The organism is Sphingobacterium sp. 2149, assembly GCF_031455655.1.
GTDB lineage: Bacteria > Bacteroidota > Bacteroidia > Sphingobacteriales > Sphingobacteriaceae > Sphingobacterium.
The window spans coordinates 1-19136 of record NZ_JAVDTD010000002.1; the positions used below are offsets into that span (position 1 = coordinate 1).

General features: G+C 41.7%; 12 protein-coding genes and 1 rRNA gene. 1 reads left to right on the forward strand and 12 read right to left on the reverse strand.

From position 1 onward, the window contains the following. Positions 1–644, reverse strand: a 16S ribosomal RNA gene (locus J2X77_RS02380); the annotation flags it as partial. A gap of 459 nt (positions 645–1103) precedes the next feature. On the opposite strand from J2X77_RS02380, the gene J2X77_RS02385 reads away from it, so the two are divergent. Continuing rightward, complete coding sequence (locus tag J2X77_RS02385) at positions 1104–1289, forward strand: hypothetical protein (RefSeq protein WP_310078815.1); 186 nt, start codon at positions 1104–1106, stop codon at positions 1287–1289. Between the two features lie 483 nt (positions 1290–1772). Here J2X77_RS02385 and J2X77_RS02390 read toward each other — a convergent pair whose 3' ends face one another. Genes J2X77_RS02390 through J2X77_RS02440 form a run of 11 tightly spaced genes read right to left on the reverse strand, consistent with a single transcriptional unit; the run spans position 1773 to position 19122 of the window. Beyond that, positions 1773–3176 carry a discoidin domain-containing protein gene (locus J2X77_RS02390; protein WP_209579441.1) on the reverse strand — a complete coding sequence of 468 codons (1404 nt, stop codon included), beginning with the start codon at positions 3174–3176 and terminating at the stop codon, positions 1773–1775. Between the two features lie 54 nt (positions 3177–3230). Continuing rightward, the gene (locus J2X77_RS02395; RefSeq protein ID WP_293938555.1) at positions 3231–5000 is read right to left on the reverse strand and encodes an alkaline phosphatase family protein; all 1770 of its coding nucleotides are present in this window, start codon (positions 4998–5000) and stop codon (positions 3231–3233) included. Between the two features lie 9 nt (positions 5001–5009). Continuing rightward, positions 5010–7019: a M60 family metallopeptidase gene (locus tag J2X77_RS02400; protein ID WP_293938557.1), complete on the reverse strand. Its 2010-nt coding sequence runs from the start codon at positions 7017–7019 to the stop codon at positions 5010–5012. 15 nt (positions 7020–7034) lie between these two features. Further along, complete coding sequence (locus tag J2X77_RS02405) at positions 7035–8768, reverse strand: LamG-like jellyroll fold domain-containing protein (RefSeq protein WP_209579438.1); 1734 nt, start codon at positions 8766–8768, stop codon at positions 7035–7037. Positions 8769–8788: 20 nt separating this feature from the next. After that, a complete protein-coding gene (locus J2X77_RS02410) occupies positions 8789–10396 on the reverse strand; it encodes a DUF5008 domain-containing protein (protein WP_209579437.1) in 1608 nt (535 codons plus the stop codon). 9 nt (positions 10397–10405) lie between these two features. Continuing rightward, the gene (locus tag J2X77_RS02415; protein WP_209579436.1) at positions 10406–11161 is read right to left on the reverse strand and encodes a hypothetical protein; all 756 of its coding nucleotides are present in this window, start codon (positions 11159–11161) and stop codon (positions 10406–10408) included. A gap of 11 nt (positions 11162–11172) precedes the next feature. Then, positions 11173–12675, reverse strand: coding sequence for a RagB/SusD family nutrient uptake outer membrane protein (locus tag J2X77_RS02420; protein WP_209579435.1), 1503 nt, complete (start codon positions 12673–12675; stop codon positions 11173–11175). A 13-nt stretch (positions 12676–12688) separates the two neighbouring features. After that, positions 12689–15850, reverse strand: coding sequence for a SusC/RagA family TonB-linked outer membrane protein (locus tag J2X77_RS02425; protein ID WP_209579434.1), 3162 nt, complete (start codon positions 15848–15850; stop codon positions 12689–12691). A 29-nt stretch (positions 15851–15879) separates the two neighbouring features. Further along, the gene (locus tag J2X77_RS02430) at positions 15880–16917 is read right to left on the reverse strand and encodes a DUF5007 domain-containing protein (RefSeq protein WP_209579433.1); all 1038 of its coding nucleotides are present in this window, start codon (positions 16915–16917) and stop codon (positions 15880–15882) included. A 1-nt stretch (position 16918) separates the two neighbouring features. Continuing rightward, positions 16919–17590 carry a hypothetical protein gene (locus J2X77_RS02435; protein WP_293879671.1) on the reverse strand — a complete coding sequence of 224 codons (672 nt, stop codon included), beginning with the start codon at positions 17588–17590 and terminating at the stop codon, positions 16919–16921. 14 nt (positions 17591–17604) lie between these two features. Beyond that, positions 17605–19122 carry a RagB/SusD family nutrient uptake outer membrane protein gene (locus J2X77_RS02440; protein WP_293879672.1) on the reverse strand — a complete coding sequence of 506 codons (1518 nt, stop codon included), beginning with the start codon at positions 19120–19122 and terminating at the stop codon, positions 17605–17607. Positions 19123–19136: the final 14 nt, after the last annotated feature.

Here is a 19136-nt window from a genome sequence, read left to right on the forward strand (position 1 = left end):
TCAGTATCAAAGGCACTGCGATGGTTGAGCCACCGTATTTCACCCCTGACTTAATAGGCCGCCTACGCACCCTTTAAACCCAATAAATCCGGATAACGCTCGGATCCTCCGTATTACCGCGGCTGCTGGCACGGAGTTAGCCGATCCTTATTCTTCCAGTACATTCAGCCAGATACACGTATCTGGGGTTATTCCTGGACAAAAGCAGTTTACAACCCATAGGGCAGTCATCCTGCACGCGGCATGGCTGGTTCAGGCTTCCGCCCATTGACCAATATTCCTTACTGCTGCCTCCCGTAGGAGTCTGGTCCGTGTCTCAGTACCAGTGTGGGGGATTCTCCTCTCAGAGCCCCTAGACATCGTCGCCTTGGTAAGCCGTTACCCTACCAACTAGCTAATGTCACGCGAGCCCATCTCTATCCTATAAATATTTAATCAACCGAACATGCGAACTGTTGATGTTATGCGGTGTTAATCTCTCTTTCGAGAGGCTATCCCCCTGATAGAGGTAGGTTGCTCACGCGTTACGCACCCGTGCGCCACTCTCACCATTGGTAGCAAGCTACCAACGGATCCCGTCCGACTTGCATGTATTAGGCCTGCCGCTAGCGTTCATCCTGAGCCAGGATCAAACTCTCCATTGTAAAATGAAGTTTTTGATTCCAACTATTTATAAATAATCAGAATTCTTTTTTTATATCTCTGATCTTGGACCGAATTGAACAATTCTTGAATTTGTTCATGACTTTCGACTTTCGTCTGCCTACTCGTCACGCTTACATGATTGTGTTTTCTTAAAGAACTTTCTGCGCTTCAACTTCCGTATCCGCTATATTCCGATGGCATTGCGCCCTCTTTATCTTTTTTTGTTTTCCCTCCGTTTCCGTTGGGACTGCAAAGGTAGAAATCTTTTCTGAACTTCCAAAAACTTTTTAAAGTTTTTTTTCTTTCCTCTTTTTTCGATTTCTGCGTTTAACTCGCGTTAAACCCTTCTTTTTTCAGGGTTTCTTCTCTCGAAGCAACCGTTCCTCCCTTGCGGAGTGGTGCAAAGATAGGAAGTTTAGGAACAAACTTCCAAGCCTTTTGTTCTTATTTATTTCATTTTGGGCATAACTGCCTGGAAAGATGGGAGATTCTTTTTCGAAACGGCCCTCCCAGAGCGGAATTGCAGGTACAGTTGGCCGGTGAAAGGTTCTGCGCGCGGGGAGGCGGGCGGCCGGCAGCTGCGCTTTGACGGAATGACTGGAGAGGACGAAGTATGTGGAAAGGCACACTGCCGGGGCTCATGACCGGTATCTTGCCCAAATTGCATGCAGCAGGCAGCGCCGAGCTGGACGTAAACGGCCGCAAACATGGTCGTATCGGGCGGCCAATGGAGGGCATTTAAACCTGCATCATATCATGGGTTAGTTTAGGGTTTAGTTAGGGTTTAGTTAGGGTTAGTTTAGGTTTAGTATAGGTACAAGCTATACTAAACCTAACTTAAGGCTAAGCTATAGGTAAACAAAAACCACACTAAGGAATAAGAAGGTGGTAACGTTGTTATCTTTGTATTAGCTCCACACCGAATCCGATTCAGGCACGCAATCGAGATGCGCTCAAGATATTTACAATCGAATCAAGGCTAATCTAGGTCGAAAACGAGCCGAGCTGCTTGAAACAAAAAAATCCCCAAAAAGTTACTCACTCTCTGGGGAAATTCAAGATCGCACATCTTTCTTATCCAATCTATCTCAACCTATTCGATTTTTTCCTGAAACGAACGAAGTCTTTTAATAAGCGTATGCTCTAAATTCAGCTAAGTGAGTAGATGTTGCACTATTCATAGGCGCTGTCATCGTAATTCGAATGTACCGTGCTTTAACAGGAGTTAGACTGTAGTCTTGCCATGCAGCTGGACTATCAGCCGAGTTGAATGTCAAATCTTTCCCCACTATCTTCCAGTTGATCTTATCCAACGATACCTCAATGTTGAAAGTTTTAAACCCTCCTGTTGTATTGTTATGGCGACGAATCATACCAAAACGGCCAAAAACCTCTATCTTTGACATATCCACGATAAACCAATGTGGAAATACCGGATTATTGCCCGAAGACCAAGTCGAATGCCAAAAGGTAGTAATATCACCATCAATAAGGCTCTGAGGTTTACCATTTGCAGCGCCTTCCTGTGTCTCTATTGAAGAAGTCTCTGCTGACCACATCGTTTTACTTAGCAATCCTAATGGATTTACTTGAGTTTTCTGCACAGGAGAAGCTATTCCCTCTGTTTCCATGGTATAGGCTATTTCAGTAGCCTTACCTTGCACGTCAAACGATAGTTTACCCTTCACATCTGTACTCTTTTCTATTACAGCCGTCTTTTTTACCCCATTTAATTCATACTGCACATTGACCGTTACTGGATCTCTAGTTTCATTTTCCCAAGTCAAAACAAGATTGGTACCTTCCATATATGGCACAACTGTAGGAAGAATCAACTTGTAGGTCAGCAAACCTGGAGCCATTTTGGGCTGTGCTGTCGCTATTCTCTTCCATTGATCATCTTGGAATTTCAATGAGAAATCTATCTTTTGAGTCTCGTCCGTCAGATTTGACACTGTTACCGTATCTACATTATTTCCCTTCAAGTCTACCTCAAAAGGTTTGCCAGCAACACTATATGACAATTTCCCCGGAAGTTCACGCTGTGATGTAGTGGGAAAGATAAATGTGACCCCACCTGGAATTGATTGAACTGTAACATTTTCTATTTTATAATCTACCTCATACGCCCTTGGACTTAACGAGGTTTTGGTAATCTTAGACCCCGTACCGTCCGAAGTGAAATACTGCAAGGAGAAGTCATAGCTTTTCAACTCACTCAAGTGAATAATAGTAGGCTCATTAAACTTCGTCACATCCAATACTTTATCTGAAGTCCCATCTTTATAGCTGACCTGAGCTTTTATAACTCGATCTGATAAAGCAGGCCAATGTACTTCTATATTTTGATTAAAGGCTGAAACATAGGTCAAATTTGTTGGTTTTGCCGTAGGCCGTGTCTCGGTGACAATGGCTTCCTGATCCCCTTTCGGAGGAAATACAAGCTCTTCTTCTTTACAACTCCCCACGCTCAGCAAAAAAGCTCCTAAAATGACATTAAATGCCCAGCTCATTTTAAAATTCCTTTTCATCTTTAAATAACGATTATTCCACCACGTCGATGGAGCTTAGTTTAAAATCTATTTTTATTGTTTTGGCAAGAGAAATTCCACTTCATATTTATTTAAAAATACCTGTCCTTCTAATTTCCAATCTTTTAATGTCCGCACTTCCAACCAATAAAATATTTGCGGAAAAAAGTCTGCTGCTTGAATAAACACAGCATTTTCGCCTAAATCACAAGGCACCACTTCGGAGGTTATTCTGGATTGAAAATTTCCACTAAGCCCCATGGCACTTTTGCCTGATACCTCATTCTTAATCGAACCGCCCTCAGCTGGTGACATTTTCCAATAACCTTTTAGGTTATCAGCGAAAGCTGAATTTGTCAACTCCTCTGAAGAACATAAAGAATTACGGATTTCATCTTGAGTAAATGCTTTATTAAAGATCGACACATTTGAAATATCAAAATCGACTAGATCATAAGATATACTTGGACGATACCCAAAGATCAAAGGATCATTAGTCTTAATATTGGCAACGTTCATTCCCGAAGTGTTCGTTTCTTGCGCCAATGTACCATTGTTGTAGATCTTAATATTAACCTGATCATTTCCAATGACTTTGATAACAGTGGTCATCGTATACCACTCACCATTTACTTTTGCCGTTTGGCAAGTAGCCTCCTTCACACCGTCACTGATCTTCACTTGTAAATCATTTCCCCAGGTATAATACATCCATCCCGGAGTACCCAACGACGTATTCGAATCTTTACCGAAGATACCTGAATACCAATAGTTATAAGTATTGGGCTGATAGGTCGATGAAATAATGGTGTTGTTCAAATTAAACCGAAAACGCGAAGAAATCGTTAATTCTTTTGTGGTTGCCAAATCATAATCGCTTGAATTCCCCAAATTATCACTAACAGCCCTTACACCCAGTGGTTTATTTCCAGTACCATCATAACCCCACATTCGCACGTAACTCATTGGTTTGCCCGTCAACTCCGCACCTTTAAAGCTTTTATTTTGAAATAGAGCAAAGGTATTTCGCTCTTGTAAGGTGCTCCCTCCGTAAGAATTTCCAATTCCGCCATGATTTGATGTTAAGATTATCAACCAATCTTCATTGGGATAATTTTTACGTGCAGTCAATGCTTTGGTTATTTCGCCGATATAGCCGTCGACTTTTTTTAGGGCGTTCTCATAATCACTATTGCTTCGTGTGAAGCCGCCTTTTTCTCCAGCTTCCAATAAAGACGTAAATTGTATGATCATAAAATCGCTATTTTTCGTATTCAACAAGTCCAATACCTTAGTCTTTACGTCCTCATCCGTTGCGCCATTATAAGTTTCATTTGCACTCACAAGCAGTTTATCATTCAAGGTAACTGATCGCGACACGACAGTTGTCTTCATCGAAGGAGCTACTGTTGCTATACGATACAACATAGACGGATAACCAGCAACATTTGCATGGGGATCGTCCTCGTTTGGTCTTGGAATGTAAGACTCATCGGTAATATGATGGTTTGCGTATGTCACCCCACTCATCATCGTCATCCAGGAAGAAGCGTTGCTGGTATTCTCATCGGCCAAAGCATTGAACGTGTACTTACTTGTCTTCAGTAATTCTGAGATATTAGTTGGTAAACTCTTCTTCAACTCTTGCCCCACCAGTCCATCAATAGAGATAAAAAGCACCTTACGTTTGACGGGTTGTTGCAAATTTTGCTCATATTCTTCATACACTGCAGGCGGGTTGGCATATTTTGTACAGCCAACAAGTAAAAAAGCCGCACTCAGGACAAGAACTAAGACTTTCTTTATATTGAATAATCTTTTCATAACATCAGTTTATATATCGTAAAATACCCCTAACTCAGCAATCGCAACGTGAACTGCACCACCGGTATTTGGATCCGGGAATACAAATTTCACATATTGGGCCTCCACGAGATTCGAAAAAGTAAACTCTTTCATCGCAGCATTTTGCGCCGTTGTTTGGGAACTACTCGCCAGTGCAAATTGGCCCATATCGGTCCAGTTTTTATTATCCTTACTGATTAAAACTTTAACCTTAGTCGCGAAGGTCGCATTCGCTCTATTTTTATAATAGAATCCTTTAAACACATTCACTTCCTTCATATTCATGGTAAGCTCTACGGGAAGGTTAGTCGGTATACTGCAACCTGAATAACATGTATGCCAATAGGTGTTTGGATCACCATCCGTCATAGCATTAAACTTACCCGTGCTTTCGTTAGTTGCTGTAGCAACATTGGCCGTAAATTCGAAAAGGCCACTTGGCAAGAAATAACGGGGCTGTAATACACCGTCTCCACCAGCAAAAGTCAATGGGTTGTATTCCCAGATCGCACGGTCCATCGGCGGATACTTCTCCCGCATTTCACGTTTGGCTGAACTACTTACCGGTATGCCCCATGCAATAAAAAAACGATTAAAATCTTTCCCGGTAAAATTACATAGCTGGCGATAAAAGTAATCCCGTTTTCCTTGATCCAATGAACTGGAAAAATTTTCATTCCGTGCTTTACTATATATATATGGAAAGAAATTCCAGCCAGACTCGCCGTTTTTACCTGTTGTCTTATCGAAAATCTGAAGGAATGGCGTTAGTCGCGCAAAAGGATCGTCGGCATCAATACCCAATTCTACTGGAAAATTAGAAAAGTTCTTTGCAGAAGTCAGTGCTGCAAATTTTAAAGCCGCGGGAATCGATGTCTTCAAAGCAGGATGGAAATCGATCCGAGAGGTAATGCTCCGATTTCGTGCAGCATTAAATATGAACAAGTTATTTGTCGTCTCCCCCAAATCAGACCAGCTCCAGGCCCAGCTCGCTTGGTAATTGTGTCCGACCTCATGATATGATCCCCATGAAGTTCCTTTCCTGATTGTATTCGGATTGGTCAATTCATCTAGCCAATATTCATCTTCTTGCATCACCCACGGATTACCGCTATGGGCATATCCTAAGGAGGGATGAATATCCATCACACCTCTTTCCCAAAATTCTGGATAGCGATTCTTTGGGTCGGCCGCATCTGCGGACAGTCCCATCCACTGGTAATAATCTTTGACATAGGTATCATCCCACAGGCGTAAAGCCTCATCCACCTGATCCATTTTGCCGGACTGGATGAATTTGACAACCAATGAACGCGGAACGGAAAAGGCAACACGCTCTCCGATAAGATCCATCCAAGGGACATCCTGAGACAGGACCTGCTTTTTCCAATCCGCCACGGTAGACTTTCCTAAAATAAAGTCTGTGGACTTGACAGCACCCGCTACTTTAATAGTGACAGGAGATGTGCTTGCTTTCTGATTAATAATCCATATGGTTCCACCATAAAGGTTCTTAATATAGTTTGTTCCAGGAAATAATTCCTTTCTCGTGTACAGAATAGGATCTCTACGCGGCGCATCTTTACCCGTTATATTATCTGTATGCACGCCAATCTGCACCGTCATGCCAATACTACCTGCAGGTACAGTGATCCGAATAACTTCGCCTGCAGGTGCATACAAGCCGGTCGTGTAAATTGGCGCTGGTGTGACGCTCACTTTATATTCAAAGGACGATACATACTTCCGGTTCATAACCATAGCAATTGTGGTATCCTTAATGCGCGCCACATTTTCCCCAACCAATCCGGGATATATCCTAGCTCTATGGTACAAGCTTTTATCTGCTTTGCCCATGGTCGTATCCGTCAACAAGGGAGTTTCTGTAGAATCACCAGATTGATAACCGTCTGGAAACTCCATACCATATTTACTGCAGGACGAGGCAAAAGCCATCAACCCGACCAATAATCCAAAAACTAAATATCTCTTTCTCATTAGGTTAAAATTTGGTTATTTTCTAATCTGTGTATAATTTGGTGTCCAGCTCTTGCCGTCCAAATTCCATGACGATTCTACTGATACGCCCAACCATTGGTAAATCATAAACGGAACATCTACGGCATTAGGTACTAAACGGTAAAACGATTCCGCAATTGGCGGTTGAAAAAACGGCACCAATTCATTGAAGCTTGTCCAAGCAACCGGACCTGTCAATCTAAAGTTGCCCGCTCCCTTACCTGTTTTTTCAGTCAGTATGGACGTGTTGACATCGTCATAGCCTGGCCAATATCCTTGCAGATTATTCCAAAATGGAGAAGTTTCATCAATATTTGTTACACCGCCATAACGCTTTACCTCTTCTGCAGAAAACGCACGATTATAAATCTGTACATTACAGATCGAAATATTACAGTCTGTATTTCCATCCCCTGGATTGAAGCCTAAGGTCAAAGGACTTGTATTATCGAGGTTATTGCCATTGGCCCCAGCTTGAGAGATCTTTCCTGAAGCTGTCGCATTTGTTCCATCGGTATAGACGTACACGGAATCCTGGCTACCGCTTCTTTTAATGACCGCTGTCAGTGCATGCCACTCTCCGTCATTGATACTTGGGCCAAATGTTTGTCCTGCAATTGAACTATTAAACCCCCAGTAATTTCCTTCCAAAAAGAAATTCCAGCCAGCCCCCGTAAAACCTTGAGCACGTTTAGCAAAAAATATCGGGTAATAGTAATTGGAATTTGCTACATTATATTTCAAAAAGAGGGTCATCGTCCAATCGCTTCCGGTACCCATGTTGAATTTATTCGCATCCGCAAGTTTCCCAACAACCTGATTGTTGCTGGCGTAGGTATACCGCGTTGCATTAGCAACAAAAGGGATATCTTTAGCATTGGGCCTCGGAATAACTTTTCGGGCAAACTTTGGTGAATAAAAAAGCGTATAGGTATCTCGTTTATGGTCACCATACGGTGTAAAGTCGACCACAGGATCGGTAGACTCTCCGCCCTGAGCTGAGGTCACAATCACGATCCAGTTTTCTGTACTGAAGCTGGTTCTCTTTTTGATCGCTTCCCACAAGGACTGAACTTGTTTGTCCAATACATTAACCGCAGCTACATATTTTGTATCATCAGCAGTATAACCTGACGATTTTCCCGCTTGATCAACTTCAGTTAAATGAACTACATTTAGATCGGATTCGGTTGTTGACAACGCTATCTTTGCCGCGCTGACTACTGTCCCATCATTGCTTTCTATCTTTACTTCAGCATCTTTACCCAGTGTGTTACCATACTTTATATCAGAAGTAAAAAGGCTCGATTTACGGCTTATGGCATCTTCTTTCAGTTTTGTAAAAATCGTTGGATATTTATTCAAATCGATCGGGCTTAAATCTGTACCGACCACTTTATTTTTAGCACTATTAACCCCCGTCAGCAATGCGGCAGTAACCGATTGATTGGTTACTTCAAAATCAGTTGTTGGATCGGCCAGACTACCATAGGTAACCAAACCATTACGCGCCATCAAGTCGATATTTGCGGGTGCAATGCTTTGCATCGCAGGACCTGAAAGTCCGTCAACAATCACCAATAGTACTTTATCGCGGCTCTCGGGACTATCTTTTGCCTCGTTGAAATTTTGAAGCAAGTTGGGGAAATCTTTGTTACATGCTGCGCACAACACGAAGACGCCAAGTGCTAAAGATATATGTTTAAAAGTTCTTAAATACTTAATCATAACCAGTTTCATTTATTGGGTTAGTTCTTAATTTCCAGGCGAAAGAAGTTTCCGTATGTTTTCTGTCCAAACTGGAGTATGCTTCCTCCCACCAGCAATGCCGGTTCTCCTAAAGAAGATTTGGTCTCGACAACCTTGGATACTGAACCGACAAAGGGTCCCAATGAGTTATATTTTTGTAGGAGTTCACCATTTTTTTCCAAAATCAATAAATTGGATCTGGGAATACCCGCATAACTATTTTGTGTTCCGTCGATCAACACCTGTCCATTATTTAGAATTTGAGCATAATTCGGAACACCCGTACCTAAATCACGCAAGATAAAAGTATCATCAACGGTACCATCTGTATTCATCAGGGCGACATTATTGACTTTTCCTGAAGCTCCAGCGCCGGTGAATATGCCTGAAACAGCCAATTTTTTCAGACTACTGTTATAATTCAGGGCAAATAGTCTGGTGATGTTTCCTTTTAGGGAAAAGGTCTCGTCCAAAGAACCGTCTGCTTTGATGCAAGCAATACCGTTGGCGACTTTACCATTATAGGTGGTAAAAGCTCCCACGATAACAATACGTTCATTATCAATCATCGCTGCATCGAAAATCTGTGCGTTCGCGCCTGCGTTGTTCAATGCAAATGTGGAGTCTAGAGAACCGTCTTCCTTCATACGAATGACCCCTTTTGCAGCCGAGAGAATATATCTGCGCGTGTCGCGAGAAGAATAGTTATAATCAATTTTAAAATGCGAAGTAAAGTTCCCTACAGCAATCACTTTATTGTCGCTTGTGGCAAACGTTCTAATAATTGTGCTATTTACGCCGCCATTAAATGCGGATACCGTGTCCAATGAATTTTTAGGATCGTTGCCTGTATTGATTACTTCCACGATCATAGAATCGATTTTTCCATCGTTATTGACGCGGACAATATTACCTACTGATCGCATTGCAAAACTCCCCAAAGAACCGGCAAAAATAAATTTACCATCATTTGTTTTTGCTATGCTTCTAATATAACCTCCTCCAAATGTACCTTGGCGAAAATTCATATTATTGTTAGATTTGCCATTCGCGTCAATAAAGTGGACTCCATTTCGATACACTCTTTTATCCGCTGCAACATTCTCATAATTTGACTCATTTTCAAAATTGGAAAAGGATCCAGCCACAATAAAGCCACCTGCATTTGGTAAAATATCGTATACAGCACCTCTAAATCCGTTCACCATTCCATAATTTTCATCTACGGAGGTGTTACCTTCTATTTCGAGGCGTGGGCCATAGAAAACTTCTTCACCGACCACCACCTTGGCATCTCCTGATGTAATCTGTGGCGGTACTTTAATCGTGATTAAAGAGTCTTTAGCCGATACAATTTCGACAGCAGTATTATTTACAAAAAAATTGATCTGATCCAATTTTCCTTTCAGACCTTTTACATAAAAGTCTACTAATTCGCCAGGTTTGGCAGTTCCCGGATCTGGGTAATTAATATAAAATCCAATGCCCAGCGATTCTTTGCCTCCAGCATAGGGATCGGCTCCGGTTACAATATCCTTGCTACACGCAGCCAAGGTAATTACTACGATTATCAGGACAAGTATTTTGGTTATTAAATTTCTTTTCATATCATATCGTTATTTCGGTAGTACTCCCAATAAAAAAGCCTCATTTGCAAAATTATAGCTCTGAAAGCCGAATGAATGTTTCGAAAATTTCAGTACATGTAACACACCATTGGTGGGTTGAATATCCGATGTGGCTATCGGTGCGGTAATATAGGGGACCAAAAAATCCTTCAATTCCTCCGGCACACTCACGGTATACGGAAAGTTTAAATACAGTTGGCGATACCCAGCATATTTAATGACCTGAGTTCCTCCAGAACTTTCATTCTTACTGACCACATCATTATAAAGTACACCAATATTCATATCTTCACCGGCGATGTTTTTGTATACCCCACCCGAGAAAGCGGCCAGGTTTAACGTATCGATCTGGCGATAATCTTTGGCAACGCTCTTGCCTTTAAAAATGTATCTGGACAGGTATTTTCGCCAGACTTCGGGCCTAATCTGCTCCAGTTTGGTTATGGAGTCTTGGCCTGAACGGAATAACGTCTGATTCAGCAACCATACAGACTTTAAAATGCAGGGATCAGGCGGAGCAAAAAAAGTAACTTCATCATTTTTGAGGACATCATCCAGCTTAGCAACTTTCAATGCTACCATCAATGTATCAAACAAATCTGGTCTCGATTCCAGGTAATTCCAAATCGTACCATTAAACTTTGCTTCATAAACTCCTGTATCGATATAATCTTCTTTTTTGCAAGCCGAGAACAGTGAAACTGCCATCAAGACTAAAAAAGTATATTTCCAAATCTTTTTCATGATCTATTCTTTTAGTTCCAATAATTATTTAATTGCATATAAGGATTATTGTTCAGCGCAGCTTTGTCGATTGGCCACGTCCAACCACCTGCATTGAAGGCAGCTACTGACATAGGCACTTGGGTATATTCGGAATTGATAACCTTTTTTGTTCGAACCAAATCATAGTAGAAATTACCCTCGCCCAAGAGTTCTCTGACACGTTCCCACCAGATCGCATCTTTCAGATCCTCCCCACCATCTCGTATTGGAGCAGCTTTGGCCCGCGTACGGATGACGTTGACAACAGTTCTTGCTTCTTCATCTTTTCCCAATTCAGCCAATGCCTCAGCCCGCAATAAAATGGGGTCGGCATAGCGAAAAACCATCTGGTTATCGTCGGGATTATTATCTTCGCCCTCTTCCATAAACACGTTCGAAAATTTTAGGCATTGAAAATCGCCATTTGTTGCATAGATGTCTTTATCAAACCAATATACCTTTCGTTGATCGTCCGCCGATGGTGGATACATATTTTCCATAAATTTTGGATCGTAAAAGATATAGGATTTGGTTGTCACTTTATTTGGTGCGTGGAGGACATAATCTGAATAAGATGCTGATAAGTGAAAACTTTCGCCATAGTTGAAGTTCTGCACAATTTCAAATAAGCCTTCTTTTGTGCGTCCTTTAAAAATTTCCTTTGTTCTACTAAGGTCTAACAGCGCATAAGCGCCACCATTTTCTTCCATTAATTCTTTCCCCAAATCGGCTACTTTCTGATAGACAACGGTCTTATCTTCGGTACCTAATCCTGCGATCCACATATTGATATGCATGTTCAGTGCGATTGCAGCTCCCCGCATAGCTTTAACAGCAACAATGGAAGGATCATCATAGGTCCAAGGCAAATCTCCATAAGTTGCATCTAAATCGGAAGAGAGGCTCTTTAGTACAGTGAACATATTTGTCCTAGGCAATGGATTGGTATTTATATCCGTATAGTAAGGAATATCACCATATAAACGCACCATGAAAAAGTAAGCTAACGATCTTAAGAAAATGGCTTCTGCTTTATACGATTTTTTCATGCTTTCATTGAGGAATGGCATGTCTTTGTTTTCGAGTTGATAGATCATAATATTCGCATTCTGCACCATCTTGTAGAAGCTATTCCATTGTGTTATTTTTGGAAAGCCAAAATAGGAGAACTCCCCTTGCCGCGCCATCAGACCGTTCAGATCGTTATATTTAAGATAATCGATATAATCCCTTTCTGATCCACTGGTCGCACTTGTTCGGTTCGTTGGTGCACAACGCAAATCACCCGATGCCGGAAAAAAGATGTTCGTCATCGTTGCTTCCCGAAAGGTGGAATAAATTCCCCCCATATACTGATCCACATCGGCCTGTCTTGTCCAGTAATTATTTCCTGTCAACTTATCAATCTGTGTAATATCGAGAAAACCCTTTCCACAGGAGCTCAATCCTAGAGAGGCCCCTAGTATAAATAGATATAATAATTTCTTTTTCATGTTGTCTTCGAACTTAGAATTGTACACTTACCCCCAATGAATAGGTTCTTCTGCTTGGATAACCGTTTGAACCATCGCGTCCTACACCTGTTACCAATTCGGGATCTGGCCCGGAGTAGTTACTAAACGTATATACATTGTTTGCCGTCAAATTGATTCGGGCAGATGATACGCCAAAGCGACGTGCCCATCTTCGGTCAAAATTGTATCCCACTGTAACCGAATTAATTTTAACATAGGATCCATCCTCCATAAACATAGTCGAATTATAACGATACGGATTGTACAAGGACAGACGTGTAAAATCAGAAACATTCGGATATTCTGCGTTGTCTCCCAATTGGCGCCACACATTATAGGCATCCAATGGTACATAAGCCCCCGGCGCTCCATCGCCATAATTTTGTCCACTTGGGTCTGAATAATTCCGGAAACGATCAGTCAATGCTGTATTAAGAATATCACGGTCTATGGTATAGGATAATTGCGTACGCAAAGACCAGTTCTTATATCGCGTATACAGATATAGACCTCCTGTGATTGCAGGTTGTGAATTACCGACATACACTAAATCATTTTCGTCGAGTACATAATCACCATTTAGGTCAGTGAAGATAGGGTCACCGGCACGGAAGAATTTACCTTCACTCATTTGGCCCCCTGCGCGGTAGCGTAATCCAGTTAATGGGTTGACCGGTACTTGATCGTCGGCTGTATAAACTCCTTTATAATCATACAACACAAAGGTAAAAGCATTACGACCCAAACGATAAAATTGAGGAAGGTCGTATCCTGATTCATCCGGTTGCAACAATTGACGTGCTCCATCTGGCAATGATGTTACATAATCTCTATTAATCGCAAACGTTGCATTGGCATTCAGCTCCCAATCAGCGCTCGCTAGTCTTGGTCTATATTGGATACTCAATTCATGCCCTCTATTCACCATAGCTGACTCGTTGGTCAAGACATTGGAGAATGCGTTATGATTTGCAATTGGTTTTTTACGGAGTATCTTATCCGATTGCTTATAATATGTTTCATAAGTTACATAGAGCGAGCTATTAAAAAAGCCCAGTTCGGCAGCAACGGACCACTGCGTTGTCGATTGTGGAACCAATCCGGTATTGGGAGCTACGTCCAAATCCAAAGAGGTTGTTGGTCTATTATTGTAGCGACCGTCATCAATCTTATACCAACCATAAATATCCGAGAGGGATCCCGAAGGAGAGATCGTTCGTCCGACCGATCCTCTTAAGAAACCTGTGTCCCACCAATCCATATTTTCCATAAACTTCTCTTTCTTGAAATTCCACCGCAAACCCGCTGATGGATTTCGGGTCCAAGGTGTTGCCCCCCCGGTCAATGAACTACCGTCAATTCGATAGGTTAAATCAAGAATATACTTGGAATCGTAGTTATAGGAGAAACTTCCCGCATACGCAACCGATCTAAAATTATTCAATGAATTCAACAATCCACCGAGCGAGTTTCTTGTATTGTAGCTAATGCCCGTTTGAAATTGATCATTTGCTGTTCCGCGAATCTTCGATAAATCTTCGGAATAGGCTGTTATTTCCATTTCCGTGAATCCGTAGACATTAAAAAGATGCTTTTCTTTAATTGCCTTCACATAAGACAGTTGATTCCGGTTATAGACTTTACTTCTGTTGCTATAATAATTGTATACTTCCGAAGAGTTTCCTAAGAGTATCTCAGGAGTATAACGATCTTTTGTTGCTGTTGTATAGTTATAATTTAGGGTAACAGACGCTCGTACATCTTTAATGGGCACATACTGCAATTCCAATTGTCCCAAATAATTTCCTGTTTTATTTTGGTCATCCACGCCCAATGCTGATAATGCACCCATGCTTCCAGAAAATAAGGAAGGCGAAGGATACAGTGAGGTTGTGTTGACTGATTTCCCTACCCCTGTCTGCATCAGGGCATTCCCCGAGCCCATCTTATTTTGCGCCACATTGACATTGATATTGGTCATCATCCTGAAACGGTCACTCGGCTCATATTGCATATTGGAGGTCAAGGTATATCGTTTAAACCCCGTATTGGCGATGATACCATTTTCATCATAATAGTTCATATTGGCTTTATAATTGAATGTACGCTCGCCTCCCGAGATCCCAACATTATGTGTCTGGTTCATGGTATTGCGGTAAAAATAAGACTGCCAATCGGTTGAATTATTAAAGTACGGATTCAGGGAATCGGCCAATATCGGTGAGTCGTTGACACGTCGCAATGCTGCCGCCAATGTTGTATCGTTCATCAAGATCTGTTCTAAACGTACCATGCGCTCGCCTTTACCACCAATAACGCGTCGCAATTGCGGCACTGCGGACAAGAAAAACTGGCCTTGATAATTTACGATGGGAACCTTCGAATTTCCACGTTTGGTGCGTACCTGGATAACACCATAAGCGCCTCGCGATCCATACATTGCAGTCGCCTGTGCATCCTTCATCACGGTAATATCTTCAATATCTTCTGGTGGAATCATGGAAATTGGAGATACTCCAGGTCCTGCTGTTTCAAATCCATATTCGTACCCCGAGTTATCATCAATAGGTACTCCATCTATGACAAACAAAGGTGAAGTTGGCGTCACAAATGTATTATCTCCACTCCCTGAAACGTTGAAATTGGACATCCCACGTACTGCCATCGTTCCCCGCATACCTGGACTACCGGTATTGTTCTGGATATTTAAACCCGCCACTTTACCTTGTAGGAGATCTACGAAGTTACCTGAAGGAATATCTTGAATTTCTTTACCAGAAATTGTAACCACCGATCCCGTCAAGGTTTCTCTTTTACGCTGTTGATAACCGACGACTACTGTTTCTTCCAGTTCTTGTGTAGTCATTTCCAAAGTCACATTGTACTCTTTTTTTCCTGCAACAATCGTATATTTTTCGGTACGATAGCCCTGATAGGAAAATACCATCACTCCGCTGTTCGGTACTGAAATTACAAATCGCCCATCTTCTCCGGTTTTCCCCAGATCGCGTTTAGGATTTTCTAACCGGATAGAAACGCCCCCAAGCGCCCTATTATCGTTTCCTTTCACAATACCCTTGACCATGGTTTGAGCCCAGGCCTCCCCCACAAAAAGGGCGCAAATGAAAGTGAATAGTATGCAAAATTGTTTCATAATTTTAAAGCTAATTAGTGCGTCCATCATCAGTCAAATTTTGGCGTTTCATTGGTGAAACGAAACTGTATCTCCCAATCGCCTTCTTCGTAAATCGCAAATGGCATCCGGATGCCACAGTCTTCTATTGTACCAAACTGACCTTTTCTACGAAATTTAAAATTCATTACAGCAGATGAACCACCTGCGGAAGTATAATCTGTTTGAATTGGAGCTAAGGGGATAGGATAAGCAACATCATAAATGACCTTGCCATTTTCAAATCTGTGGTTAAAACCATGAACTAATTTATCCCATTCTGTCGCTGCAAATTTCTTCACATCGATTGGGCGATTTAAAGAATCCAAGAAACTTATGGTCAACGTTCTACTGCCTGAGCTTTTGCTTTCCAATTTATTGAAATACACATTGATTTCACTCGGAAAAATATATAGATTCGTTCGTTCTCCAAATAAATTGGTGGTATTGCTTGGATGTGTATAGGGTAAGGGCGACAAGCCTGTCACCGGATCCATTATGCTAGGTTCAAAGGCTCGTTCACGATAAGGTCTTAACTTGAAATCCCGCAAATATCGGCGCCCGCCTGTGTTGCTAACTTCAATATCAAATAGATATCCAGCGTCCGGCTGTGCTTTGACAAAATTTGAATTAACCGCCTGTCCCCAAAAATTTATATTACCTGACTTTTCAAGAATCTCGAGAACAGGACGATATTCGATCTGACGCTTACTTTCAATCTCGGCGATAGACTTCTCCTCACCGGTATAGGCACCTTTCCAAACTTTTACCGGAAATTTATCTTCAAAAAGTGTTGAAGGCTGTCCATCGATATCACGCACATTTACAATTTTGAAATGAAGTGGTTGTGATGTATTCTGTCCAATATTGACGATATTATTGTAAAAGGTATTCCTTCCCAACAGTGGCATAAACTCTTGTGTATTATAGACCACATCAGTACCCAAAGAATCTTGATCATCCGGAATATATTTATTACATGAAGCCAACATGAAAAGTCCCATCCCGAACGCCAATATTTTTGCGAATTTTAATATTTTCTTTTCCATGCTATTTGTTTAATAATTTAGCCAGTTTACTAAAGCCGAAATTATGGCTTGGAGCAAGAACATGTAACATCCCATTGCGTGTACGGATATTCACCACAGAGGTCGCACTTTCCTGCCAGTAGCGTTGAAAAATAGACTTGTTCATATCACTCAATATGATCTGTTGCTGCCCTCCACCTATAATGCCAGAAGCGGACGTCACTTTATATTTTAAGGTCATATCATAGTTATCAATGGCTTTGATTACTTTACCTTCAATGAAATCCCGTAAATAGGGAGTATCATACTGCCCTTCAAAGGCATAATGATAGGTCAAGGAATCGAGTACCAATTGCGGAATTTCTTCAAGATAAAGAGGAGACCTGTTTCCCGCTCTACGCACACCATTCATTGCTTCCAAGGCATTGGTGAAACTACTGTTGGTCATCGCGAAAAAGGTAGTTTTTGTATTGGGATCTTTCAATTTGGCGCGTACCGAAGGAACACGATCCAATACTAATAATAAGGAGTCATAGGTACTACCCTGTGATTCTAAAAACTCCAATGAGGTTCCATCAAATTCGGTATATTTGACTTGAAAATCTTCGTAATAGGTATTGCCTTTTTTACAACTAGCGACGGCTAGAAGCATCACAATGAGCGATAAGCCTAAAAAAATATGTTTGTTTTTCATGATTATCTATGCTATTATTTCCAGTATGCGTTTTGAACCAGTTTGGAATTTCTTTCCAACACATCCGAAGAGATAGGCCAATAGATGCCTCCTTTCTGAATCAAATCATTCATGACAGGGTTATTTTTCTTGATCTTTGCCAGACGTATTTGGTCGTACCATCTCCAGCCTTCGCCCATTAACTCCCGTCTTCTTTCCAAGAAGATTTCTTCCAATAAATCCTTAGATGAGTTGTTGATATAAGGTTTTAGACCACGGCGCTCTTTAATGACGTTTAGGTATTTGATGGCGTCATCGCGCTGATTAAGCACCGCTTTAGCCTCTGCTTGCAGTAAATAAATTTCTTCAAGGCGGGTAAACACTAAGTTTGATCCAAAAATGGAAAAATCAGAATCGCCATTACCGTTGCGAATCACCTTTATCTTACTGAAAATTGGAATATCGCCGTTGTAATTGGTGAAGTAATTGGTTCGTACCAATCCCGAGATAGAGTCAATACCAAATCGCGTATCGTTGACATCATCAAACAATTTGTTGATCGTATCTCGGCTGACATAAATATCCGGTTTGGCTTTGGTCACAATTGGATACCCCAACGTCAATGATTCGATATGGCCCGTATTTGTTGCTTCACCTAATTCGTAAGAAGCGCGGATCGCTAAGATCTGTGCCCGCGTGCTTGGTCCGAATAAGCCGTCTGTCGGATTCACCAATGCTGGGGTTGCCAATAGTTCAAGGCTCGCTTGCGAATAGTTGTCTATAACAAATCGAGAGTAGACCTCCGCATTGATGTATTTGCCTTGCCAAGCCGCCACGTGGGCCAAAAGGGAGTATGCTGTAATTTTGTTGACGAGTACGCCAACCCAAGTCCCATAACTCTCTCCATAATAAGTTTGTGTTCCGAACGCATATCGATAAGGCAAATCCTGAGCTGCTGCCAATAGTTCGGTTTCCGCGAAAGCTAAAACTGTCGCTTCGGTAGATCTTGCTAGTTCCGTGAAGGAACCATTATCATAAGAGTCTTTTAGCAGCGGAACATCGCCCCAGATACGCACCATATAGAAATACATCAGGGCACGGATCGTGCGGGCTTGCGCCACATCGAATTTCATATCTCGCTCAGTATATCGCTTATCTTTCGCCATAACTTCGGGGGCTCGTTCGATAAAAAGTGAAGCAGCATTGATCACTGCATAGAATCTACGCCAATCTGTTAGGTCCTTTAGTAAAGGATAAGCTGATCTTAGTTTGTTTTCTTGTACCACACGAAGATCCGCACGCGAATAAGGTGTAAAGTCTCCGTAGCGCATCTCTCCATAAATCCAGTGTCCATAATTGTCAACTAGTGCCGCACGCATCAGACCGTATATGCCCATTAAATGTGCGCGCGTATCAGATATGGATTGCCACTCCAGTTTCTCTGAGCCGAGGTTAGACGCTACAATATCCAGTTTTTTATTACATGAGCTCGCAAAAGCAGTGATTCCCAGTGCCATCAGGAACAGCGCCGCCCATCGATTGTATCTTTTCATAATCTTTCTACTAT

Coding starts and splice junctions, on each gene's coding strand:
- J2X77_RS02390 (WP_209579441.1), bottom strand. CDS start 3,176: ATGAAAAGGAATTTTAAAATGAGCTGGGCATTTAATGTCATTTTAGGA.
- J2X77_RS02400 (WP_293938557.1), bottom strand. CDS start 7,019: ATGAGAAAGAGATATTTAGTTTTTGGATTATTGGTCGGGTTGATGGCT.
- J2X77_RS02440 (WP_293879672.1), bottom strand. CDS start 19,122: ATGAAAAGATACAATCGATGGGCGGCGCTGTTCCTGATGGCACTGGGA.
- J2X77_RS02430 (WP_209579433.1), bottom strand. CDS start 16,917: ATGGAAAAGAAAATATTAAAATTCGCAAAAATATTGGCGTTCGGGATG.
- J2X77_RS02420 (WP_209579435.1), bottom strand. CDS start 12,675: ATGAAAAAGAAATTATTATATCTATTTATACTAGGGGCCTCTCTAGGA.
- J2X77_RS02415 (WP_209579436.1), bottom strand. CDS start 11,161: ATGAAAAAGATTTGGAAATATACTTTTTTAGTCTTGATGGCAGTTTCA.
- J2X77_RS02425 (WP_209579434.1), bottom strand. CDS start 15,850: ATGAAACAATTTTGCATACTATTCACTTTCATTTGCGCCCTTTTTGTG.
- J2X77_RS02395 (WP_293938555.1), bottom strand. CDS start 5,000: ATGAAAAGATTATTCAATATAAAGAAAGTCTTAGTTCTTGTCCTGAGT.
- J2X77_RS02410 (WP_209579437.1), bottom strand. CDS start 10,396: ATGAAAAGAAATTTAATAACCAAAATACTTGTCCTGATAATCGTAGTA.
- J2X77_RS02405 (WP_209579438.1), bottom strand. CDS start 8,768: ATGATTAAGTATTTAAGAACTTTTAAACATATATCTTTAGCACTTGGC.
- J2X77_RS02435 (WP_293879671.1), bottom strand. CDS start 17,590: ATGAAAAACAAACATATTTTTTTAGGCTTATCGCTCATTGTGATGCTT.